This is a genomic window from Phaeospirillum tilakii (assembly GCF_042683125.1).
Lineage (GTDB): Bacteria > Pseudomonadota > Alphaproteobacteria > Rhodospirillales > Magnetospirillaceae > Phaeospirillum > Phaeospirillum tilakii.
Map to the genome: position 1 here is coordinate 19,535 of NZ_JBHUIY010000011.1, position 21,680 is coordinate 41,214.

Annotated in this window: 25 protein-coding genes and 3 tRNA genes; 10 read left to right on the top strand and 18 right to left on the bottom strand. The window is 71.5% G+C overall.

Translation table 11 applies throughout. The features are described 5' to 3' along the window. Positions 1-27 precede the first annotated feature (27 nt). On the bottom strand, positions 28-720 hold the full coding sequence (locus ACFSNB_RS07225; protein WP_377315404.1) for a glutamine amidotransferase: 693 nt from the start codon (positions 718-720) through the stop codon (positions 28-30). 228 nt (positions 721-948) lie between these two features. On the opposite strand from ACFSNB_RS07225, the gene ACFSNB_RS07230 reads away from it, so the two are divergent. After that, the gene (locus ACFSNB_RS07230) at positions 949-1,371 is read left to right on the top strand and encodes a flagellar biosynthesis repressor FlbT (protein WP_377315405.1); all 423 of its coding nucleotides are present in this window, start codon (positions 949-951) and stop codon (positions 1,369-1,371) included. Positions 1,372-1,432: 61 nt separating this feature from the next. Here the strand turns inward: ACFSNB_RS07230 and dksA are convergent, their stop codons facing one another. Beyond that, the gene (gene dksA, locus ACFSNB_RS07235; RefSeq protein WP_377315407.1) at positions 1,433-1,849 is read right to left on the bottom strand and encodes an RNA polymerase-binding protein DksA; all 417 of its coding nucleotides are present in this window, start codon (positions 1,847-1,849) and stop codon (positions 1,433-1,435) included. Positions 1,850-1,991: 142 nt separating this feature from the next. Then, entirely contained in the window at positions 1,992-2,426 is a 435-nt protein-coding gene (locus ACFSNB_RS07240) for a flagellar assembly protein FliX (protein ID WP_377315408.1), read from the bottom strand. Positions 2,427-2,710: 284 nt separating this feature from the next. Between ACFSNB_RS07240 and ACFSNB_RS07245 the strand changes: the two genes are divergently transcribed. The 3 genes from ACFSNB_RS07245 to ACFSNB_RS07255 are packed head-to-tail and all read left to right on the top strand — an operon-like array spanning position 2,711 to position 4,672. Continuing rightward, the gene (locus ACFSNB_RS07245; RefSeq protein WP_377315409.1) at positions 2,711-3,880 is read left to right on the top strand and encodes a flagellar basal body P-ring protein FlgI; all 1,170 of its coding nucleotides are present in this window, start codon (positions 2,711-2,713) and stop codon (positions 3,878-3,880) included. Further along, a complete protein-coding gene (locus tag ACFSNB_RS07250) occupies positions 3,880-4,200 on the top strand; it encodes a rod-binding protein (protein WP_377315410.1) in 321 nt (106 codons plus the stop codon). Before ACFSNB_RS07245 ends, ACFSNB_RS07250 begins: the two co-directional genes overlap by 1 nt. A gap of 1 nt (position 4,201) precedes the next feature. Beyond that, entirely contained in the window at positions 4,202-4,672 is a 471-nt protein-coding gene (locus ACFSNB_RS07255; RefSeq protein ID WP_377315411.1) for a hypothetical protein, read from the top strand. Between the two features lie 16 nt (positions 4,673-4,688). Here ACFSNB_RS07255 and ACFSNB_RS07260 read toward each other — a convergent pair whose 3' ends face one another. Continuing rightward, a complete protein-coding gene (locus ACFSNB_RS07260) occupies positions 4,689-5,345 on the bottom strand; it encodes an MlaC/ttg2D family ABC transporter substrate-binding protein (protein WP_377315412.1) in 657 nt (218 codons plus the stop codon). A gap of 245 nt (positions 5,346-5,590) precedes the next feature. Between ACFSNB_RS07260 and ACFSNB_RS07265 the strand changes: the two genes are divergently transcribed. Next, positions 5,591-6,448, top strand: coding sequence for a cache domain-containing protein (locus tag ACFSNB_RS07265; protein WP_377315414.1), 858 nt, complete (start codon positions 5,591-5,593; stop codon positions 6,446-6,448). A gap of 71 nt (positions 6,449-6,519) precedes the next feature. Here ACFSNB_RS07265 and ACFSNB_RS07270 read toward each other — a convergent pair. Beyond that, a tRNA-Asp gene (locus ACFSNB_RS07270) sits at positions 6,520-6,596 on the bottom strand. 113 nt (positions 6,597-6,709) lie between these two features. Between ACFSNB_RS07270 and ACFSNB_RS07275 the strand changes: the two genes are divergently transcribed. The 3 genes from ACFSNB_RS07275 (at position 6,710) to ACFSNB_RS07285 (ending at position 8,452) form a co-directional block, all read left to right on the top strand. Continuing rightward, positions 6,710-6,892, top strand: coding sequence for a DUF4169 family protein (locus ACFSNB_RS07275; RefSeq protein ID WP_377315415.1), 183 nt, complete (start codon positions 6,710-6,712; stop codon positions 6,890-6,892). Positions 6,893-6,978: 86 nt separating this feature from the next. Then, positions 6,979-7,055, top strand: a tRNA-Pro gene (locus ACFSNB_RS07280). A 95-nt stretch (positions 7,056-7,150) separates the two neighbouring features. Beyond that, a complete protein-coding gene (locus tag ACFSNB_RS07285) occupies positions 7,151-8,452 on the top strand; it encodes a diguanylate cyclase domain-containing protein (RefSeq protein ID WP_377315417.1) in 1,302 nt (433 codons plus the stop codon). Positions 8,453-8,579: 127 nt separating this feature from the next. Here the strand turns inward: ACFSNB_RS07285 and mltA are convergent, their stop codons facing one another. Together mltA and ACFSNB_RS07295 are read right to left on the bottom strand one after the other, a co-directional pair. After that, the gene (mltA, locus tag ACFSNB_RS07290) at positions 8,580-9,776 is read right to left on the bottom strand and encodes a murein transglycosylase A (protein ID WP_377315418.1); all 1,197 of its coding nucleotides are present in this window, start codon (positions 9,774-9,776) and stop codon (positions 8,580-8,582) included. Between the two features lie 2 nt (positions 9,777-9,778). Next, positions 9,779-10,435: a Tim44/TimA family putative adaptor protein gene (locus ACFSNB_RS07295; RefSeq protein ID WP_377315420.1), complete on the bottom strand. Its 657-nt coding sequence runs from the start codon at positions 10,433-10,435 to the stop codon at positions 9,779-9,781. A gap of 121 nt (positions 10,436-10,556) precedes the next feature. On the opposite strand from ACFSNB_RS07295, the gene ACFSNB_RS07300 reads away from it, so the two are divergent. Next, entirely contained in the window at positions 10,557-11,015 is a 459-nt protein-coding gene (locus ACFSNB_RS07300; protein ID WP_377315421.1) for an FxsA family protein, read from the top strand. A 3-nt stretch (positions 11,016-11,018) separates the two neighbouring features. Further along, positions 11,019-11,903 carry a uracil-DNA glycosylase gene (locus ACFSNB_RS07305; protein ID WP_377315423.1) on the top strand — a complete coding sequence of 295 codons (885 nt, stop codon included), beginning with the start codon at positions 11,019-11,021 and terminating at the stop codon, positions 11,901-11,903. Between the two features lie 174 nt (positions 11,904-12,077). Here the strand turns inward: ACFSNB_RS07305 and ACFSNB_RS07310 are convergent, their stop codons facing one another. The 11 genes from ACFSNB_RS07310 to ACFSNB_RS07360 form a co-directional block, all read right to left on the bottom strand. Then, complete coding sequence (locus ACFSNB_RS07310; RefSeq protein WP_377315424.1) at positions 12,078-13,364, bottom strand: TAXI family TRAP transporter solute-binding subunit; 1,287 nt, start codon at positions 13,362-13,364, stop codon at positions 12,078-12,080. Between the two features lie 115 nt (positions 13,365-13,479). Further along, positions 13,480-15,003, bottom strand: a complete 1,524-nt coding sequence (locus ACFSNB_RS07315) for a DUF2235 domain-containing protein (RefSeq protein WP_377315426.1) — start codon at positions 15,001-15,003, stop codon at positions 13,480-13,482. Positions 15,004-15,179: 176 nt separating this feature from the next. After that, positions 15,180-15,255 (bottom strand) — tRNA-Thr (locus ACFSNB_RS07320). Positions 15,256-15,360: 105 nt separating this feature from the next. Beyond that, positions 15,361-15,576: a SlyX family protein gene (locus ACFSNB_RS07325; RefSeq protein ID WP_377315428.1), complete on the bottom strand. Its 216-nt coding sequence runs from the start codon at positions 15,574-15,576 to the stop codon at positions 15,361-15,363. A 111-nt stretch (positions 15,577-15,687) separates the two neighbouring features. After that, positions 15,688-16,572, bottom strand: a complete 885-nt coding sequence (locus ACFSNB_RS07330; protein ID WP_377315429.1) for an S-methyl-5'-thioadenosine phosphorylase — start codon at positions 16,570-16,572, stop codon at positions 15,688-15,690. Between the two features lie 155 nt (positions 16,573-16,727). Next, positions 16,728-17,474: a lysophospholipid acyltransferase family protein gene (locus ACFSNB_RS07335; RefSeq protein ID WP_377315430.1), complete on the bottom strand. Its 747-nt coding sequence runs from the start codon at positions 17,472-17,474 to the stop codon at positions 16,728-16,730. Continuing rightward, positions 17,471-18,148, bottom strand: coding sequence for a YdcF family protein (locus tag ACFSNB_RS07340; protein ID WP_377315432.1), 678 nt, complete (start codon positions 18,146-18,148; stop codon positions 17,471-17,473). The genes ACFSNB_RS07335 and ACFSNB_RS07340 overlap by 4 nt, the downstream gene beginning before the upstream one ends. Continuing rightward, entirely contained in the window at positions 18,145-19,035 is an 891-nt protein-coding gene (locus ACFSNB_RS07345; protein ID WP_377315433.1) for a cell division protein FtsX, read from the bottom strand. The genes ACFSNB_RS07340 and ACFSNB_RS07345 overlap by 4 nt, the downstream gene beginning before the upstream one ends. Positions 19,036-19,038: 3 nt before the next feature. Further along, a complete protein-coding gene (ftsE, locus tag ACFSNB_RS07350) occupies positions 19,039-19,728 on the bottom strand; it encodes a cell division ATP-binding protein FtsE (protein WP_377315435.1) in 690 nt (229 codons plus the stop codon). Positions 19,729-19,826: 98 nt separating this feature from the next. Beyond that, positions 19,827-20,459, bottom strand: a complete 633-nt coding sequence (locus tag ACFSNB_RS07355; RefSeq protein ID WP_377315436.1) for a response regulator transcription factor — start codon at positions 20,457-20,459, stop codon at positions 19,827-19,829. Then, positions 20,456-21,679: a sensor histidine kinase gene (locus ACFSNB_RS07360; protein WP_377315527.1), complete on the bottom strand. Its 1,224-nt coding sequence runs from the start codon at positions 21,677-21,679 to the stop codon at positions 20,456-20,458. The genes ACFSNB_RS07355 and ACFSNB_RS07360 overlap by 4 nt, the downstream gene beginning before the upstream one ends. Position 21,680: the final 1 nt, after the last annotated feature.

Sequence of the window (21,680 nt, forward strand, 5' to 3'; positions counted from 1 at the left end):
CCGAGCCGGCGCGCCGGAGCTTGGGGGTCAGTCTCCGTCGAGGAAGCGGGCCAGCAGGCGGGCGCCGTGCGGCTCGAGCCGGGCGGCATGGGTGGCGGTGGCGGCGCGCAGCGCCGGAACCGACAGGCCGGCCGCGCCGATTTCGGCGGCATGGCCGATCAGCCAGCGTTCAAAGCCCCGGGCGGTGACCTCGGGGTGGAACTGAAGGGCCAGGGCGCGGCCGTGGCGGAAGGCCTGGTTGGGCGTCGGGCCGGTCGAGGCCAGCGGCAGGCAGCCGGCCGGCAGGTCGAACACGTCGCCGTGCCAGTGCAGCACCGGCAGGTCGCCCAGTTCGCCCAGCGGCGAGGCCTGGCCGGCGGCGGTCAGGCCGAGCGGGGCCCAGCCGATCTCCTTGCCGGCCGGGTTGGGCGCGACCCGCGCCCCCAGCGCCCGCGCCATCAACTGGGCGCCGAGGCAGAGGCCGAGCAGCGGGGTGCCGGCGGCCAGCCGGGCGCCGATCAGCCGCAATTCGTCCTCGAGGAAGGGATAGAGCGCGCCGTCATAGGCGCCGATCGGGCCGCCCAGCACCACCATCAGGTCGGGGGTCAGCGGGTCGATCCGCGCCAGATCGTCCCAGCCGGCGTCGCGATAGACCACCTGATAGCCCGCGTTCCGCAGCACCGGCTCGAAGGCGCCGAGGTCCTCGAAGGCGACATGACGGATGGCAAGGCAGCTCTTCATACCAAACAGATAGCCCGTCCGGGCGGTTTCGTCGAGTCCCGAGAAGGGGGACCCGGCAATCGGGCGACACGCGCGATGATCGCATCGGGGGGAACCGGGGGCGGCGGGGCGGGCGGGCGCCGGCCCGGGACCTGCGGGATTTTCTGGCTTTTCGATCCGGGCAAAGACTTATAACGTCGGCGGGGGCGCCCTCGGCGGCGCCGTCATCCGCAAGTCTCAGAGGAACCGATGTCGCTCAAGATCAATCTGGCCCAGGGCGAATCCATCCTGATCGGCAAGGCCAAGGTACAGAACGGCGGCGCCGGCCGCTGTATCCTGATCGTCAGCGGCAGCGAGAACGTGCTGCGGGAAAAGCGCATCATGCGCGAACGCGACGCCACCACCCCGATCCGGCGGCTTTATTTCGTCACCCAGAGCCTCTATCTGACCGACGACAAGCCGAAGCTGTTCACGCTCTACCACCAGATCGCCCGCGAGGCGGTGGCGGCATGGCCGATGCTGGCCGGCGCGGTCACCGATGTCGGCGAGCTGATCCTGGTCGAACGCTATTATGATGCGCTGATGGCCTGCCACACCCTGACCGAGGTCGAGCGCGGCCTGATCGAGGCGGCGGCCGGCGGCGGGGCGGCGGCCGAGGCCGCGCCGGGCTGAGCCCGGCCCGCCGGTCGGCGACGGCCCCTCCCCGGTTCGAAAAAAGGGGAGGGCGGCCGGCTCAGTCTTCGCGGTGGGTGCGTTCCAGCCGTTCGTGGCGCTCCTGCGCCTCGATCGACAGGGTGGCGATCGGCCGGGCCTCGAGCCGGCGGATGCCGATCGGCTCGCCGGTCTCCTCGCACAGGCCGTAACTGCCATCCTCGACCCGCTGAAGGGCGGCGTCGATCTTGGCGATCAGCTTGCGCTCGCGGTCGCGGGTGCGCAGTTCGAGCGCGCGGTCGGCTTCGGCAGAAGCGCGGTCGGCGATGTCCGGCTCCTGCAGGCCACCTTCCTGAAGGTGTTGCAGGGTTTCGTCGGAGTCGCGCAACAGCTCTGCCCGCCACCGCAAAAGTTTGAGTCGGAAATACTCCTTCATGGTCTCGTTCATGAAGGGCTCGTCCTCGGTCGGACGATAATCCGGCGGCAGCGTGACGGTCATGCGAACCCTCGAAGTCGCGGTCGGTCCCAAATCGTTGCGGAATATATGGACCGAACTCCCCTGTCGCAAGCACGCTCTTCACATTGGGGTCAGGGAATTTGTCGGGGCAAACCGTCGAGGGGCAAGGATTCGGCCGTCCGACTCAGGCCCGGGGCGAAAGTTTGGCCAGCTCCACCGCCACTCTCAGCTCGATTTCGTCAAGGATCGTGCCGAGGCGCGGATCGTCGCACGACTCGCGGCGGGTGCGCAGGGTCTGGGCCAGGGCGGCGACACGGGCGGCGGGAATTTCGCCCAGCAGCAGCCCGTGGCGGAGGTCCTCCAGCCCCTCGATCAGGTCCTGGCCGCGCCGGACCAGCCGGCGGCGGGCTTCGCGCCCGGTGGCGCCGCCATCCTGCTGGACCATCAGCAGGGCATCGACCGCGGTGAGGCCGACCGGCGCCTCCACCGCCACCGGCTCCTCGCCGGCCTCAAGGGATTCGGCCAGGGTGCGGCGGAAGCCGTCGCCCTTGGCGGTCTTGTCGGTGCGGCGGGGGGCACCGGCCACGGCGCCGCCCGCGCCAATTCCGGAGATCTTCACGGGTCCCTCGCGAGGTTGGGGGTCACATCCAGCGCGGCCCGCTCGGGGCCGCCATCGCCCAGCCTAGCACATTCGCGGTTGGGAGGCGAAATCACCGCGCGGGGGCGCGTGCGGGACGGCGGCGGGGGAGGGCGGCAGGATTTGCCGGGTGGGCGGGCGAACTTGCCCGGTCGCCGCCGCCGCCGCCGCCCGGGGCCGGCCATTCCCGCCGGCCGGGGTTGGCACGATCTTCGCATTGGTCCCGGCGCAGACTTTAAGCCCGCTCATCCGAGGGATGATCCGCCATGCCGCCTGTCCCCGTTGCCTCCGCCGCCCCGTCGCCCGTCCTGCCGCTGGTCGCCCTGCTGATCGGACTGCTGGCCGCCGTCTGGGCCGGTCCCGCCACGGCCGGCTCGTCGCGCATCAAGGACATCGCCGATTTCGAGGGCGTGCGCGAGAACATGCTGATCGGCTACGGGCTGGTGGTCGGGCTCAACAACACCGGCGACAAGCTGACCAACATTCCCTACACCAAGGAAAGCCTGGCCGGCATGCTGGAGCGGCTCGGCGTCAACATCCGCGACAAGACCGGCTCGATGGGCAACATCGATCCCAAGGACGTCGCCGCGGTGATGGTGACCGCCACCCTGCCGCCGTTCGCCCGCCAGGGCAGCCGGATCGACGTCAGCGTCTCGGCGATGGGCGACGCCAAGGATCTGCGCGGTGGCACCCTGCTGGTCACCCCGCTGATCGGCGCCGACGGCGAGGTCTATGCCGTCGGCCAGGGGCAGGTCGCCACCGGCGGCTTCACCGCCTCGGGCGCCTCGGGCAGTTCGGTCACCAAGGGGGTGCCCACCGCCGGCCGCATCGCCAGCGGGGCGATCGTCGAGCGCGAGCTGCCGTTCGAGATGAACCACCTCGATTCGGTCAAGATCAGCCTGCGCAACCCCGATTTCACCACCGCCCGGCGGGTCGCCCAGGCGATCAATTCCTATCTCGGCAACGAACTGGCCCGCCCGATCGATCCCGGCACGGTGCAGATGATGGTGCCGCCCAATGCCCGCCAGAGCGTGGTCGATCTGCTGACCGACGTCGAGCAATTGCGGGTCGAGCCCGATCAGATCGCCCGGGTGGTGATCGACGAGAATTCCGGCACCATCGTGATGGGCGAGAATGTCCGCATCAGCACGGTGGCGATCGCCCAGGGCCAGCTGACCATCCGCATCAGCGAGACGCCCCAGGTGTCGCAACCCTCGCCCTTCTCCGAGGGCGGCACCACCACGGTGGTGCCCCGCTCCGACATCGAGGTCGATGACGGCGGCGGCAAGAAGCTGGCGGTGGTGCCCAACCGGGTCACCCTCCAGGAACTGGTGGAAGGGCTCAACAGCCTCGGCATCGGCCCGCGCGACCTGATCAGCATCCTGCAGGCGGTCAAGGCGGCCGGCGCGTTGCAGGCCACCCTGGAGACGATGTGATGAGCACGACGATCGGCCAGTCCACCGCCGCCTACAACAGCCCGAGCCACGCCGCCAACGCGGTCGGGGGCGAGGGCGACGACAAGCTGACCCGCACCGCCAAGGCGTTCGAGGCCCAGTTCCTCTCCCAGCTCTATCAGTTCATGTATGAGGGGGTGCAGACCGACGGCATGTTCGGCGGCGGCGAGGGGGAGAAGATGTTCCGCTCCATGCTGTTCGACGAATATGCCAAGATGACCGTCGAACGGCCCGGCGGCAGCGGGCTTGGCATTGCGGAGGCGGTGCGGTCGATGTTGCTGAAGCAGCAGGAGGTCGGCTGACATGCCGGCGCCCCAGCCCCAGGGCGAGGTGGCGGCCGGAGGCGTCGACCCCGCCGGGTTGATGGCGGCCTGCTGCGACCTGTGCGAACTGCTCGACATCGAGAACGATGCCCTGGTCCATCACGACCCCGAGACGGTGGCGATGCTGATCGACCGCAAGGAGGCGCTGACCGGGGCCTATGCCGACGCGGTGCGGCGGATCGCCGCCGGCGCGCCGCGCAGCGCCGAGGCCTTCACGCCCGAGCAGCGCGATGCCCTGCTGGCCGCCGCCCGCGAGCTTGACGGGCTGATCGCCCGCAACGCCGCCCTGCTCGAGGCGGCGATCGAGGCCTCGCAGCGGGCGATCGAGGTGATCGCCCTGACCGTGCGCGAGGCCCAGGCCGCGGATTCGGCGGTGGTCTACAATCGGGGGGGCACCCTGTCCGGGTCCGAGGACCAGATCGGCGGGCACAGTTTCAACAACCTGACCTGAGCCCGCCGCTCCCGCCTCAGCGGGCGGCGTTCTCCGCCGCCTGGTTGGCGGCGTCGTTGGCGGCGATCTTGCGGGCCAGCGCCTCCATCAGCGGCTCGATCCGGCCGCCCGAATTGCGCATCACCGAGGTGAAATCCTCGTGCATCGCCCGGATCAGGCTGATCCCGTCGACGGTGAGATCGACGATGCCGGGCTGGCCCTCGGGGGTGAAGGCGACCACCCAATCGACCTGCGACCGCGGCACGCCCGGCACGCTCCGCCCCACCTCGGACGGGATCCGCACCTTGGCGCCGAGATCCTGTCCCTCGCCCAGGGTGAAGGTGACGCCCTCGGCCGGTTCATCCAGCAGGCCGACATAGCTCGACACCACGAAGGTGATCAGCCGTTCCGAGAAGGCCGCCTGCTGGTCGGGCGGCAGTTTGGCCCAGCTTCGCCCCAGCACCGCCGCCGACAGCAGGCCCGGGTCGGTGTGGTGGCGCACGATCGCCTCGAGCCGGCGGGTGCGTTCCTCAAGCGGATAGGTCTTGCCCGAGGCGAAGGTGGAGATCCCTTCATCCATCGCCGACTGCACCGTCGCCCGTGCCGCGGCGATGTCGGCCGCCGCCGCCGGCACCGCCGGCGCCGCGATCGCCATCATCAGACCTGCCGCCGCCCAATACCGCCATCTCGTCATGCTGTTTCCTCGTCAGGCTGTGGCCCCGCTGTGGACCTGACCAAGGGTCATACTCCCGGCGCAGGGGGGAGGGCAAGGCAGGCGGGAGGTTTATGCCCAAAGCGCATCGAACCGGCGCGGGCCGGCGCGCGCTTACCCTTTTGCTCCCCTTGCGGGCGGCGGCGCGCGGTCCATAAAATAGGCCGCGAATAAAATTGGCGCAAATTTAAGCAAAAAGCGCCGGATTTCTGACAGGGAGATGGCCGGTGGCGGATCACGAAGGCTACCCGGGACCCGATGGGGGTGGACGCGGCGGCGGCGAGGCGGAGCCCGGTCACGATTGCGCCGTCATCGCGCTTGAAACGGCGCTGGAAGGCGGCATCGGCCGGGCGGTGGCGCTGGGGCGGGCGATGCTGCACCGGGCCCAGGGGGCGCGGCTGAGCGATCTGGCCGCCGGGATGGTCGATCTGGTCGAGCGCGGCCTCGACCAGCGCGAGGCGGCGCTGCGGCAATGGGCGGCCGAGGCGGCGGTGCGGTCCGGCTGCGAGGGGGGCGCCGCCGCCGCGCGGGCGGCCCGGCGGCTGGCGGCGCTCCTGTCCTGTTACGGCGGCCTGCGCGATCTGTGGCTGATCGATCCGGCCGGCCGGATCCTCGCCCGGGGCGGCGGCGCCGGTGGCGGCGCGGCGGTTCCGCCCGCCGACCAGCCCTGGTTCGTCGCCGCGCTGGCCGGACGGGCGGCGTCGGCGCTGGCGCCGGTGGCGGGCGAGGACGGCGTCCTGACGCTGCCGCTGGCCGCGCCGGTGTGGGGCGGGGATGGCAGCGTGCGCGGGGGGCTGGTGGCCTGGCTCGACTGGCGGGGGCTGGCCGGGACGGTGGTGCAGCGGGCGCGTCAGCGGCGCGAATCCGGCGCCTCGGCCCGATGTCTGCTGCTCGATCCGGACTGGCGGGTGATGGCGGCCTCGGACGGGCCGGCGGCGGACGAGATCTTCCCCCTGGCCGGCGTGGATGCGGCCGGCTTTTATACCGATGACGACGGGGTGACGGTGGGCTATGCCCGTGGTGGCCGTGGCTGGTATGGGGTGGTGGCGCAGCGGCCGCGCGAACTGATGCGTCTGGCCCACTGAAACGGCCGGTCCGGCCGTGCCGCCCGGGGGCGGTGGCCACGTTTCCCGGGGCGTCGGAGACGGTGGGAAAGTGGCGCGAGTGACGGGGCTCGAACCCGCGACCTCCGGCGTGACAGGCCGGCGCTCTGACCAACTGAGCTACACCCGCTTGGTGTGGGGGGGCTTATACCGGGGGGGCGGCTCGGGCGCAAGCGGGATTCGCATCGGTCGGCAAAAAAAATGTAAGATGGCGCCCCCGGCAACCAGGGAAGGGGGGGCGCAATGGGCGAAATCATCAATCTCAACCGGGCGCGCAAGGCCAAGGCGCGGACGGAGCGGGAGGCGCAGGCGGCGGCCAACCGGCGCGCCTTCGGCCGGACCCGGGCCGAGCGCGAGGCCGACGCGGCCGAGCGGCGCCGGCAGGCGGCCGAACTCGACGCGCGGCGGCTTGAGCCGGACGAGTGATCCGGGACGGCGGGTGAGTCGCGGCGGTGCGGCCTGAGGGCGGCGGGCTTGCCTTTCGGGCGTGAACCCCGTAGAAAACAACGGATCGGGGAGTAGCTCAGCCTGGTAGAGCATGGCGTTTGGGACGCCAGGGCCGCAAGTTCGAATCTTGTCTCCCCGACCATCGCCGTCCCTTCCCGCAACGCGGGGCATCCCCTCCTTGACAGTTGGCGGGGCGGCGGAAGACACTCCGACGCTTCGGTTGTCGCGGAGACCCCCGTGCTTTCCCTTTCCCCGCTTCCCGACCGGTTCCGGCCCCTGCCCGATGCGGGTCTGCTCGACCTGATCTCGGCGCTGGCCTGCCTGATCGAGCACGGCCGGGTGGCGTTCCTCAATCGCGCCGGCGCGGCGATGCTCGGGCTCGACGGCCCCGAGGCCGCGCGCGATCGCCCGTTCACCGATTTCCTCGATGGCGAGTTCAGCGCCCTGATCGCCGAGGCCGGCTGGGACCTGCTGGCCGCCGAGGAGATGCTGCCGCTCAAGCTGCGGCGCGGCGCCGGCTGGTTCGAGGCCGAACTGCGGGTGCGCGGGCTGCCCGGCCACGACGGCACCTATCTGATCGAGGCGCGCGACATCTCCCGCTTCCTGCGCTCGGCCGAGGCGCTGCGCGAGCGCGAGGAACGCCTGCAGGGGGTGCTGCATTCGGTGATCGAGGGCATCGTCACCATCGACGAGCGCGGGGTGATCGAGGCGGTCAATCCCGCCCTCGGCCGCATCTTCGCCACCGACCCGGCCAATCTGGTCGGGCGGCCGCTGGGCGATCTGGTGATCGAGGTCGCCCCCGAGCGCCGGCCCGACCCGACCCGGCCCCAGCCGCCGGTGCTGGCGACCGGTCGCGCGGTCGAGGCGCTGGGGCGGCGCGCCGACGGCAGCCTGTTCCCGCTCGAACTGTCGCTGAGCGAGCTGCATCACGGCAAGAGCCGGCTGTTCACCGGCATCCTGCGCGACATCTCCGAACGCAAGGAGGCCGAGGCGCGCATCAGCCGCCTCGCCCATCACGACACCCTGACCGGGCTGCCCAACCGCAACCTGCTGGCCGACCGCATCACCCATGCCCTGGCCCGGGTGCGGCGCCATGGCGGCCATCTCGCCGTGCTCTATGTCGATCTCGACCGCTTCAAGCCGATCAACGACCGCCTCGGCCACAAGGCCGGCGACGTGGTGCTGCGCGAGGTGGCGGCCCGGCTGTCGGCCTGCATCCGTGGCTCGGACACGGTGTCGCGGATCGGCGGCGACGAATTCGTGGTGGTGATAGAACAGATCGCCCGCCCGGTCGAGGCGGCGATGGTCGCGCGCAAGATCCTCGACAAGCTGGCCCGTCCGATCGAGGTCGAGGGCGAGCCCTGCCAGATCGGCGCCTCGATCGGCATCGCCGTCCATCCCTTCGACGGCAACGAGATGGAAGAGATCTGCAAGGCCGCCGACGTCGCGATGTACCGGGTCAAGAACAGCGGCCGCAACGGCTTCTGCTTCTTCTCCGATACCGGGGATTCCACCCTGCCGTCGTTCGGGGCGATCTGACCCCGCGCTCCGTTGTTGGGCCCCCGCCCCAGCCCATTTGGGGCTATGCCCCAAACCCCCTTTGTAAAAACAGGGGAGGTCCGGAGGCGCCCGCCTCCGGGCGGGGCCGGGGCGGCAGCCCCGCAGTTTAGTCGAGGGCGAGGCGGGGGGTGCGCTGCAACGGCAGCAGCAGGGTCAGGCGGCCGGTGCTTTTCATCCGTCCGGCGGCCTGGAAGGCCGGCTCGCCGCCGCCCCAGAACAGGTCGGCCCGCACCGCGCCCTTGATCGCGGCGCCGGTGTCCTGGGCCATCACCAGCCGGCGCAGCGGACGGCCGTCGGGGTCGGTGGTGTCGAGCCACAGCGGCGCGCCCAGCGGCAGGAAGCGCGGATCGATCGCCACCGAGCGCAGCGGCGTCAGCGGCACCCCCTCGGTGCCGAGCGGGCCGTCGCCCTGATTGACCGCGTAGAAGATGTAGCGCGGGTTGCGCGCCATCAGCGGCGCGGCGCGGTCGGGATGGGCCGACAGCCAGGCGCGGATCGCCGGCATCGAGCCGGCCTCGACCCCTTCCTCGCGCAGCAGGGCGCCGAGCCCGACGAATTTGTGGCCGTTGCTGGCGGCGACGCCGAGCCGCTGCACGCTGCCATCCTCGAAGCGGATCCGGCCGGAGCCCTGGATCTGCATGATGGCGAAGGCGATCGGGTCGTCGGTCCAGGCCAGCACCGGGGCGCGGCCGTCGAGGGCGCCGTTGTCGATTTCGGCCCGGGTGGGGTAGGGCAGCAGGCGGCCGAACTCGACCCGGCCGACGATCTGCTCGCCGCGCAGCTCGGGGCGGAAGCGGCCGAGATCGACGCTGACCAGATCGTTGGGGCGGCCCAGCACCGGCTGGGTGAAACGGCCCCGGCGCTGGCGGCTGCCGGCGATCTCCGGTTCGAAATAGCCGGTGATCAGCCCGTCGGCCTTGCCGGACTCGCTGACCCGCCAGGGGATGAAATGGGTTTCGAACAGGGCGCGGGCGGCGGCATCGTCGCCGGCCGGCACCCGGGCGGCGGCGGCGCAGGCGGGATACCAGTCGGCGGCGGTGCCGCCGACGCCGTCCTGGCCGATCGAACGGTCGGTCGGCAGCCGCAGCAGGCGGTCGCAGCTGCGCTTCAGCGCCGGCAGCACCTCGGCGGCACGGTCCTCGCCCCAGCCGGGCAGATCGGTGAAGGAAACCGGCTCCAGCCCCAGGCGGGGCTGGGCGGCGGGCGGCGGGGCCGGCGTGGGGGCCGGCGGCTCGGCGGCGCAGGCGCCGAGCAGCAGCGCCAGCGCCAGCGGGGCGAGGCGGGCGGCCCGCACCGGGCGCATCCTCACTCGTCGGGGGTGCGGGTGGCGACCAGCAGCCAGTTGGGATCGGGCGCGCGCGGATCGCGGCGGAAGGTCCAGTCGTCCTTGACCTCGACCACCCGGTCGGGGGTGCCCTCGATCACCCGGCCCTGGGAGTCGCGCAGCAAATTGACCTGATCGGTGACGAAACGGACGGTGATCACCGCCATCGTGCCGTCGAGGCCGGCGGCGATCGGGGCCAGGGCGCGGAACGACACCAGTTCGGTGGTCAGGGTCTCGCCCTGGGCCTGCCGGGCATCGATCGCCGCGGCGAAATTGGCGAACACCTCGGGCGCGAGCAGGCGGCGCAGGCCGTCCTTGTCGCCCTCGGCGAAGGCCTGGACGATCATCGCGAAGGCGGCGCGCGCCCCGGCCAGGAAGGCGTCGAGGTCGAAGGCCGGATCGGCGGCGCGGATCTGGTCGAGGCCGCGTGACACCGGGCTGCCGGGCTCGGGCTCGGCGGCGGAGCGGCGGGCGGTCGGGAAATCGACCACCGTGCCGCCGGGCTCACCGGCGCCCCAGCGCTGCGGCGGCTGCTCGCTGCCGGTGCGGCGGCCGAGCACGCTGCGCAGGCGCAGCACCAGGAAGGCCGCGACCATCGCGAAAAAAATGATATCGAGGTAATGGAAACCGTCGTTCATCGAGCGAGTCCGGGATAGGCTTGGGGTGAACCGCGATGTCCGGCCGAGCCGGCCGGAGAGGGCGTGGTGCAACCCCGGCTTGACCGACAAGACATAAGCCGTGACAGGGGAAAGAGCAAGCATGGGTTGGATGCTGTTTGCCGCCGTGATCGCCTTGCCGGTGGCCGAGGTGATGGTGTGGGTGCGGGTGGCCGCGGTGATCGGGGCGGGAGCGACCATCCTGCTGTCGGTGGTTTCGGTGCTGGTTGGGCTTGCGATCCTGCGCCAGCAGGGGGTGTCGGTGCTGCTCGACGCCCACCGCCGGCTTGAACGCGGCGAGATGCCGGTGGCGGCGGCGTTCGAGGGGCTGTGCCTGTCGGCCGCCGGGTTCCTGCTGGTGGTGCCGGGCTTCCTGACCGACCTTGCTGCGCTGGCGCTGCTGGTGCCGGCGGTGCGCGCCCTGCTGTGGGGCTGGCTGGAACGCCGCCTGCCGCCGGCGGTGCCGCCGACCGGTCCCGGCCCGGTGGTGATCGAGGGCGAGTTCGTCGAGGTCGATCGTTCCGGCCGCCACGACGACCCGCGCCAGCCGCCGCGGGGCTAGGCGATGGCCGACCCCGTCCCGGCCGGGTCCGGCGCCGCCGCGCCGCCCGGACCGGTGGAGTTGCTGCGCTGGTATCTTGATGCCGGGGTCGATGAATGCATCGGCCTCGCCCCGGTCAACCGCTACCGCGCCCCGCGCGCCGAGCCGCCGCCCGCCGCCGAGACAGAGCCTCTGGTGTTGTATCAGAAGGCTCGGCCCGGTGCTCGTCGCCATGCTGGCGAGGCCCGGCCCGCAATATCGTCGGCGCCCCACGGAGGGGCCGTCCCGACGGCCGGCGGCGGCGACGGGCTGCACCGCACCGCCGCCGCGATCGCCGACGGCTGCGCCAGCCTGACCGAGCTGCGCCATGCGCTGGAGGCGTTCGACGGTCTGCCGCTGAAGCAGGCGGCGCGCAGCACGGTGTTCGCCGACGGACCCGAGCAGCCCCGGCTGATGTGCCTGGGCGAGGCGCCGGGCCAGGAGGAGGACCGCCAGGGTCTGCCGTTCGTCGGCGCCAGCGGCCGGCTGCTCGACCGCATGCTGGCCTCGATCGGGCTCGACCGGGCCGAGGTCTACATCACCAACGTGCTGCCGTGGCGGCCGCCGGCCAACCGCAAGCCGACCCCGGACGAGGTGGCGGTGTGCCTGCCGTTCGTGATCCGCCATATCGAACTGGTCGATCCGCCCGCGCTGCTGCTGCTGGGCGGGGCGGCGGCCTCGGCGCTGCTGGCGCGGGGCGAGGGGATCAACCGCCTGCGCGGCCGCTGGTACAGCTTCAGCGCGTCGCGGCTGCAACGGCCGGTGCCGGCGCTGGCCACCTTCCACCCCGCCTACCTGCTGCGCACCCCCGAGGCCAAGCGCGAGGCGTGGCGCGACCTGCTGATGCTGCGGCAGAAGCTGGAGGCCTGACCCGGCGCGGGCTCCGCCCACACCCGCCAAGGGCCGAAAGCCCTTGGAACCCTTTCCTGGCCTTTCGCGCGGCAAACCCCCGCGCCCAAGCTGACAGGCCGGTCCGCGCCCGACCATCAATGGGTTCCAAGGGCCTTGCGGCCCTTGGCGGGTGTGGGCGGAGCCCACATCACTTTACCCCCGCTGCGGCGGCAGTGGACGCAGCCGGGTGCGGGCGGCGGCCAACGCGGTGCGGAGCTGTTCGCAGGCGAGGCGGAAGGGTTCGAGTCCGCGCGAGGACAGGCTGCCGCCGGCGAGGCCGCGCAGCACCTCGTCGATCAGGTCGTCGAATTCGGCTTCGATCTGATCGCATTCGGCCTGGGTGATGGCGGCGCGGGCGCGGGCGCGCAGGGCGGTGAGCTGGGGCAGGCGGTCGCTGGCCTGGGGCGGGCGGCGGCGCAGCACGGTGCCGTAGAGCGCGATCGCCGCCGAGCCGAACAGGCTGCCGAACGACATCGACAGATAGATCAGGTCGGAATAGCGTTCGAACAGGGTCTGGACGTCGCGATCGAGATAGTCGCTGGCGCCCTCGTGGCTGGGGATCAGGGCGCCGGTTTCGGTTTCGGGCGGTTCGATCCGGGTGGCGAAGGTCTTTTCGATCCCGAGCTGCGAGCCGGTTTCGAACAAGGCCCGCATCAGTTCGACCACGTCGGATTCCGGCAGTTTGGCGCGGGCGACCAGCATCCGGTAGAGGGAAACGGTCTCGGTGTCCTCGTCGGGCAGGCGGGGCGAACCGGACAGCAGGCCGGCCTCGATGGTCTCGGCGAACAGGCCGGGCACCTTGCGTTCCAGCGCGCGGGCGTCGCCGATGGCGTGGACCGACACTGCCTGCGGGCCGGTGGCGGCGAGCGAGGCGAACTCGCCGGCCGATTGCAGGCGCGACAGCGGCTCGAACAGCACCACCAGATCGAAACCGCGCTTCAGTACCTGATCGAGCGGGATCTCGGGCGGGACGGTGTGCAGCTCGGTGCGGCGGAAATCGATCTTGTAGGGTTCGAGCAGGCGGCGGACGAAGGCTTCGTTGCGGCCGTCGCGGCCGATCACCGCGACCTTGTGGCCCTCGATCCCGGCCAGGGTGGCGAGGTTGGCGTCGCGGCGGCCGAGCACCAGGAGCGCCTCGTGCTCCAGCACCGCCAGCGCCCGCACCGAAGGCGGGATCCGCCGTTCGTCGGTGCGCAGGATGGCGAGGTCGCTTTCATGGTGGAGGAAGCGGGCGGCGGCCTGGGCCGGGCTGTCGGTGACGTCGAGGACGAGGCGGATCGAGGACCGGCTTTGCACCAGCGCGTCGGCGAGGCGGTGGGCGAAGCGGTTTTCCGGGGTGTCGTCGGGCCCGACCGCGATGGTCACCACCGTCGGCCTGGTGTACCAGTAGGCGACCACGCCGACCGTGCCGCCGGTCAGGGCCAGCGTGGCCAAGGTCAACAACAGGATCCTGGTCCGGTTGCGCATCCCGGGATGACCCGTCCGGTTGGGGGTGTCGCGGCCGGCGGGGCCGGCCGGGCGCAGGATAGCCGAGAGTGCCGGACGGCACCACCGCTTAGGGGGATGACACCGTCAGCACGACCTTGCCGCGGTTGTTGTCGTAAAAGCCCCAGGCGTCGTTGGCGTAGGCATGGAAATAGCCGGATTTTGTCGGGGTGTGGCTGACCGGGCCGCTGCCGATGGCGAAGCTTTCATGGTCGCGGATCGCCTTGCCCTCGACGCCGCCATTGGCCACCGCTCCCATCAGGCAGAACCAGGGCCGGTCGCCGTGCCGCCGTGAAAAACGGAACTGGGCGTTGGGATTGCGGGTCAGTTTGCGGAACAGCGGTTCGATCCGGTCGCCCAGCCCGAAGAGTGCCTGGATGATCCGCCCGGGCTGGAGCGGCGAGCCGGTCGGGCCGTCGGGCGAGCAGCGGATGCTGGCGTCGAGCCATTCCCCGCTGGCGGCGAAAGTGTAGGACCGGCCGGCCTGGAGATAGAGCCCGGTCTCGTTCCAGGGCTGGTTGGCGAAGATTTCGATCGTCAGCGCGCTCCCCGGGACCAGGGCGCGCAGGGGGCGGTAGGGGGCCTGGGCGATCGGCGGGGTGGTGCGGCGCGCCGCCACCGAGGCGTCGAGGTCGGGGGCGGCGGCGGGGCTCATCTCCGGCACCGCGCGCGGCATCGAGGCGAGGAAGCGGTAGACGCCGTTTTCATTGTGGTGCAGCACCCCGGTGGGATTGGGGACGATCTGCCCGGTCAGGTTGGGGTCGAAATCCAGCCCGGCCGCTTTGGCCTCCTCGATCATCCAGGCGAGGGGGCCGTCGGACAGGCCGGTTTCGCGGTGGCCGCCGCCGACATCGCCGTGATTGCCGGGAAACCAGACCTGCTGGACGTCGCGGCCGGCGACGTTGGTCCACAGGGTCGGCTGGAACGCCCGCCGCGTCTCGTCCAGCGCCAGGGCGTGACGGGCGGTGACGATGTGGGGGCCGAGGTCGGTATCGTGGAAGGCGTGGTCGAGCGGATTGTCGAACAGGGTGGCCAGGGCCAGCTCGTCGGGCACGCCAAGGGCCCCGACCGTGTCCCACACGCCGATGAAGCGGATGGGGATGAGGGACGATCCCGGCGGTGGGGCGCGGAACCTCCAGTCCAGCCCCTGGGACCAATTGTCCCGCCGCTGGCGGTAGCCGCGATCGAAGGCGATGCCGATGCGGCGCCAGACTTCCGCCTCGGCGAGGCCGCCGGAATCGATCAGCCCGCAACGTTTGACCAGGCCGGCCAGACTGCGGACGGTGTAGGCGCCCCGGCTGAAGCCGAACAGGAAGATGTCGTCGCCGGGCCGGTACCAGTCGCACAGCGCCCGATAGGCGCTCATGATGTTGCCGTCCAGCCCCTGGCCGAGCGCCCCGCCGAGGACCCGGCTGAGCAGGCCGGGATCGGTCCCCACGCCGGGATGGTAATATCGCTCCTGACGAACGCCGTTGGCATCGACCGCGGTGACGGCGTTGAACAGCCGGACCACGTTGGTGGGCGAGGGGACGCCGCCCTCGGTCATGTCGGGGGTGTTCCAGGTGCCGTCGCAGCAGATCACCAGCCGTGTCATGGCCCGTCCTCCCCCGCCGGCGGGCGTCCTCGGTTCGGACGCGTCCCCTGTCGGCGACAAGAGGATCATAAATTGAATTGTTCAGGAATCGCCAGCGCCAAGATTGCGCCAGGGGCGGGCAGGGCGGAGCAGGCCCGGAAAAGGCGAAGGCCCCTTGGTTTCCCAAGGGGCCTTCATGGTGCTGCCGAGTGGAATCGAACCACCGACCTTACCCTTACCAAGGGTATGCTCTACCGACTGAGCTACGGCAGCAACTTGTTTTCTCTCCGTTTCGCCGGCGGAGCCGGTCAGCGGCGAGGCGCGCTTTATGCCACGCTCCCTCCCCCGACGCAAGCCCCTTTTTTCGTTTTTTTCGCCTCAGTAATGGGGCGGCGGCGGCTCGTCCTGGGGGGCGCGGGTGGGGGTGACTTCCAGCTCGCGCAGCCGCTCGCGCAGGCGGCGGATCTCGGCGGTGAGCCGGTCGATGGTGCGCCCCTGGGCGGCCAGCACGTCGGAAATCTCCTCGGCCATCCGTTCGTGATGGGCGAGCCGGCTTTCCAGCGCGATCAGGCGCTCTTCATCCTGTTCGGTCATGATGGTGTTGTCTCCCGAACGCCGCGACCGGTTGTTGCCGGTCGCGGCCGTCCCGATTCAGGGAGGTCCAGGACCCTCAGGGTCCTGACGGCTGCGGGCAGAGCCCGCTTCTTACTTCAGCACCCGCCCGGCGACCGCGTCGAGCTTGGCAACCAGGGAGGTGTCGCGCGCCGGCCCATGGGTGATGATCGCGGTGTCGAGCGCGGTGTGGCAGCCCTTGGCGCAGGGGGCGTGACGGCCGCGCACCTTGGGGGCGACGGTCTTGACCAGCAGGCGGGCGCGGTCGGCGTTGTCGTGCAGCACCTTGACGATGGCATCGACGGTGACGGCGTCATGGTCGGGGTGCCAGCAATCATAATCGGTGACCATCGCCACCGAGGCGTAGCAGATCTCGGCCTCGCGGGCGAGCTTGGCCTCGGGCATGTTGGTCATGCCGATCACGTCGCAGCCCCACTGGCGGTACATCTCGCTCTCGGCCTTGGTCGAGAATTGCGGCCCTTCCATCACCAGATAGGTGCCGCCGCGCACCGCGACGATGCCGGCTTCGCTCGCCGCCTGCTCGACCAGATCGGACAGCCGGTCACAGGTGGGATGGGCCATGCTGACATGGGCGACCAGCCCGGTGCCGAAGAAGCTCTTCACCCGGGCGAAGGTGCGGTCGATGAACTGATCGACGATGACGAAGGTGCCGGGGGCCAGCTCTTCCTTCAGCGAACCGACCGCCGACACCGACAGGATCTCGGTGACGCCGGCCCGCTTCATCGCGTCGATGTTGGCGCGGAAGTTCAGCTCCGACGGCGGGATGCGGTGGCCGCGGCCGTGACGGGGCAGGAACACCAGCTTCTGCCCGTCGAGGTCGCCGAACAGCAACTGATCGGACGGGGCGCCGAACGGGGTTTCGATCGTCCGCCATTCCTTGTTGGTCAGCCCGTCGATGTCGTAGACGCCGCTGCCGCCGATGATGCCGAGCACCGGAGTCGAAGTCCCGTCCGCCATGAAAAGCCCCTTTGCGCGAAAATAGAAGATGGGGTGGTGTTAGGCCAAATCGGCCGGCGATGCAACCGGCCCCGCCGGGGTCGGGGCCGAACCATCCACAGGCCCATCCCCGCCCGCCCACAGACTTATCCACAGGGCCGGCGGGGCGGGAGATCTCAGGCGGCGGCGATGCCCCGTTCGCTCAAGGCGTGCCGGGCCTCGGCCACCAGCCGGTCGGAGGCGGTCTCGATCCGCTGCTCCAGCTCGGCCATGAAGGCGCGGCGGTCGAGCCCGGGCGCGATCGGCGGCAGGATCTCGATCGTCAGGGTGCCGGGGTATTTGCGCAGGGCGCCCCGGCCCCAGAACACCCCTGAATTCAACGCGATCGGCACCACCGGCAGGTCGAGGGCGCCATAGAGCATCGCCACCCCGGAATGATAGGGCCGCTTGGTGCCGGGGGCGGCGCGGGTGCCCTCGGGGAAGATCACGATCGGCCGGCCTTCCGCCGCCGCCGTTTCGGCGCCCTTGACCATCGTCTTCAACGCCCGCGTGCCGGCCGAGCGGTCGATCGCGATCACCCCGCTCTTGAACAGATACCAGCCGAAGCAAGGTATCCACAGCAGTTCGCGCTTCAGCACATAGGCCGGGTCGTCGAACATCAGATGCATCGCGAAGGTTTCGAAGGTCGATTGATGCTTGGAGGCGATGATCATCCCCCCCGCCGGCAGATGCTCGCGTCCGCGCACCTCCCAGCCGAGCCCGGTGAACAGCTTGAGCCCAATCAGCGCCCCCCGGATCCAGAAGCGGGCGGCGAGCACCGTCCAGCGGCGCGGCAGGACCAGCAGCGGCGTGTAGAGCAGCGTCATCGTCGCCGTCCACAGCCACAGGAACAGGATGAACAGGGCCGACCGCAACAGGATCACGTCTTTTTCTCCGGTATCAGCGAGGGAAACAGCGGGCGCAGGCGGGCGCCGAGATATTTGGAATATTCGATCGCCAGCAGGTGGACCGTGCCGGGCCAGCGCCACCACTGGTCCCGCTTGAAGGCGACCGGGAACACCGGGTGGGGCACGATCTCGCGCTCGGGCATGGCGCGGTGGAATTCGAGCAGGGCGCGCGGCATGTGGTAGGCGGCGGTGACCAGCCGCAGCGAGGTGAAGCCGCCGGCCCGCATCCAGGCGGCGGTCTCGCTGGCATTGCCGACGGTGTCGTCGGCGGCGTGGCCGAGGGCGATGCAGCGGCCGGCGCAGGCCGGGGTGGTGGCGCTGGGGTGGCTCTGCCGCACCAGATCGGCCAGATCGACGCCGCGATGGACCCCCGAGACGAACAGCACCGGCGCCTTGCCGGCCTCGAGCAGGGCAAGGCCGCCGGCCACCCGCTCGGCGCCGCCGGTCAGCACCACGATCACGTCGGTGACGGTGTCGGGATCCTCGACCGCCGCCGGCAGGGTGATGGCGAACCACACCAGCCCGACGCTCCAGGTCAGGGCGGCGAGCAGGGCGACCACGCCGAGCCCGATCAGACTCCGGCCGATCAGGCCCGGCCCGATCAGCCCCCGGGCCCCGGATCGCGTTTCCTGCGGCCCCGGCGCGGTCATGGCATCCGCGCCAGCACGCCATGGACGGTGAGGCGCGCGGTCAGCATCGCCAGCCCGGCCGCCACCAGCGGCAGCAGCCCGATCGCGACATAGCCGAGCAGCGGCAGCGACACGCTGGGGAGGAAGCCGCCCTCCAGCCGCCGCGCCGCCCAGCCCAGCGCCGACAGCGCCGGCAGGGCGACGGCGAGGCCGATCACCCCGCCGCCGAAGCCGAGCGCGAAGGCGCGGCGGGCGAACTGGCGGGCGATGTAATCGTCCTGGGCGCCGATCAGGTGCAGCACCTCGATGATCTCGTGATGGACCGCCATCCCGCTGCGGGTGGCATAGACCACGGTGGCGGCGGTGACCAGCCCGATCAGGGCGACCACGGCGAAGGCCAGCGCCTGGATCGTGCGCGACAGGCTGATCAGCCGGGCCAGCCAGGCGCGGTGATCGTCGATCGAGGTGCCCGGCACCTGATGCGACAGGATGTCGCCCAGCTGGTCGAGGTCGATCCGCGCCGAGGGATCGACCGCGACGTCGATCAGGCGCGGCAGCGGCATGTCGCGCACCACCTCGGTGCCGCCCAGCCAGGGTTCGAGCAAGGCGAGGGTGCGGGCCTTGTCGAGCGGGGTCACCGCCTGGACGCCGGGCACGTCGCGCAGCAGCGCGGCGGCCTGGGCCACCCTGCGGTCGGTGGCGGCCTCGGCGTCGTCGCCGCCGGCCGGCAGCACCTGCACCGTCAGGGTGCCGGAGACGTCGCGGTCCCACCGCGCCATCAGCCCGCCGATCGAGAACGCGCCGGCCAGCGCCAGCGCGGCGAGGAACACCATCAGCGCCACCAGCCAGGGCAGGAAGCGGCTGGTGATGTCGCCGGCCAGCGGCAGATCGGTGTGACGGCGGGCCATCGCTCAGGTCACCCGGACGACCTGGCCGCGCTCGACATGCAGGCGCGGATTGTGGGGAAAGCGCGACACCAGTCCCTCGTTGTGGGTGGCGACCAGGATGGTGGTGCCCAGTTTGTTCAACTCCTCGAACAGACGCATCAGCCGCATCGCGATCTGGTCGTCGACATTGCCGGTCGGCTCGTCGGCCAGCAGCAGGTCGGGCCGGCCGATCACCGCGCGGGCGATCGCCACCCGCTGCTTCTGCCCGCCCGACAGGGTCGAGGGGCGGGCGTCGAGCTGGTCGGCCAGCCCGACCCAGGACAGCAGTTCGGGGACGTGGCGGCGGATCTCGGCCTCGCGCAGGCCGCGCACCCGGAGCGGCAGGGCGACGTTGTCGAGCGCGGTCAGATGGTCGAGCAGGCGGAAATCCTGGAACACCACCCCGATCCGCCGCCGCAGCGCCGGCAGTTCGTAGCGGGCGGTGGTGGCGACGTCGCGGTCGAACACCATCACCCGGCCCCGGGTCGGCTTGAGACCGAGATACATCAGCCGCAGCAGGGTCGATTTGCCGGCGCCGGACGGCCCGGTGAGGAAATGGAACGACCCGGTCGCCACCCGGAACGACACGTCGCGCAGCACCTCGGGCCCAAGGCCGTAGCGCAGTCCGACATTGTCGAATTTCAGGATGTTACCGCCTGGGGGGCGCTGGGGCACGGCCGACTCTCCCGATCGGGCTAACAATGACATGGCGGGGGGGAACGGGCAAGCCGCCGCCCGGCCCCGCCGGGGCGGGGCGGGCGGCCGGGGGCGGGTCATTCCGACGCGGCGGGGTCCAGTTCCAGCGCCATCCGCACCAGGGCGGACAGGCTGTCGGCCCCCATCTTCTCCATCACCCGGGCGCGGTGGATCTCGACGGTGCGGACGCTGATGGCGAGCTCGGCGGCGACCGCCTTGTTGGGCAGGCCGCGCACCACCCGTTCCATCACCTCGGCCTCGCGCGGGGTCAGGGTGCGGGCGCGGGCCTCGATCTGGTCGCGGCGCTGGCGGCGGCGGAAGCTGCGCTCGCCGCGGTCGAGGGCGTCGCGCACGCTGACCAGGAAGGTCTCGTCGTCGAACGGCTTTTCGATGAAGTCGGCGGCGCCGGCCTTCAGCGCCTGCACCGCCATCGCCACATCGGCATGGCCGGTGATCACGATCAGCGGCAGGTCGAGCCCGTCGCGCTGCATCCGCGCCAGCAGGTCGAGACCGCTGAGGCCCGGCATCCGCACGTCGGCGACGACGCAGCCGGGCAGCGGCCCGGCGCCGTCGCCCTCGCCGAGGGTGGCGAGGAAGCTCTCGGCATCGGGATGGGCCTGGGCCGGCAGGTCGGCCGCCTCGAGCAGCATCGTCAGGGAATCGCGCACCGCCGGATCGTCGTCGACCACATGCACCAGGGCCTGAATCATCCACCTCCTCCTTGTTCCGCCAGCGGCAGGGTGAAGCGGAAGGCGCAGCCGCGCGGGCTGTCGCCGGCCAGCCACAATCGCCCGCCATGCGCCTCGATGATAGTACGACAGATCGCCAGCCCCAAGCCCATGCCGGCGGCCTTGGTGGTGGCGAAGGGCTGAAACAGCCGCCCGGCCAGCTCGGGATCGAGGCCGGGGCCGCTGTCGGCGACCTCGACCGCGACCAGACCGCCCGGCTCGCGCCACGCGGTGACGGTCAGCAGCCGCCGCCCGCCGCCCGGCGTCGCCCCCGGGGCGGCGGCCTCGTCGTCGAGCGCCTCGATCGCGTTGCGCAGCAGGTTGACCAGCACCTGCTGCACCTGCACCGCATCGACCAGCAGCGGCGGCAGCCCGCGCGCCAGCGCCACCTCGACCCGGATGCCGGCGCGCTGGCGCTCGGCATCGACCAGGGCCAGCGCCTCGCGCACCAGCACCGGCAGATCGTGGCGGCGGCGGTCAAGCTCGCCCCGGCCGATGAATTCCCGCAGCGAGCGGACGATCGCCCCGGCCCGCTCGGTCTGGCTGGCGGCGCCGGCCAGGGCGGCGCGCAGGCGGGCGGGGTCGGCCGCGCCGGAATCGAGCAGCCGCCCGGCGGTGCGGGCGTAGGTCAGCGCCGCCGACAGCGGCTGGTTGATCTCGTGCGCCAGCGCCGCCGCCATCTCGCCGGCCAGCGACAGCCGGGCGCAGCTTTCGAGCTGGTCCTGGCGGCGGCGCAGCCCGTCCTCGGCCCGCCGCCGCCCGGTCACCGCGACGCCGAGGAACAGGGTGGACAGGGTCAGGATCAGCATCCGCAGCTGATAGGCGGTCAGCCCGTCGGCATCGTGCATCACCGTGACGAAGCCGATCACCAGCCCGGCCTGGAGCACGACGTTGATCATCATCGCCCCGCCGACGCCGAAGCGGGCGGCGGCCCAGATCGCCGGCAGCACCAAAAGGTCGATCACCTGCCATTCGACCGCGACCGGCAGATGGAACAGCAGGCCCAGCACCAGCACCGCCAGCCCGGCCTGGAGCGCGCCCTCGACCAGCACGGCGCGGTCGGGCCGGGGCGGCCGCGCCCGCAGCGCCAGCAGCGGCGGCGCCACCACCATCGCCCCGATCATGTCGCCGATCCAGGCCCGGGTCAGCAGCGCCGGCAGATCGAGCGGTTCCGCCGCCGCGTTCCCCCCTCCCGCGTCCAGC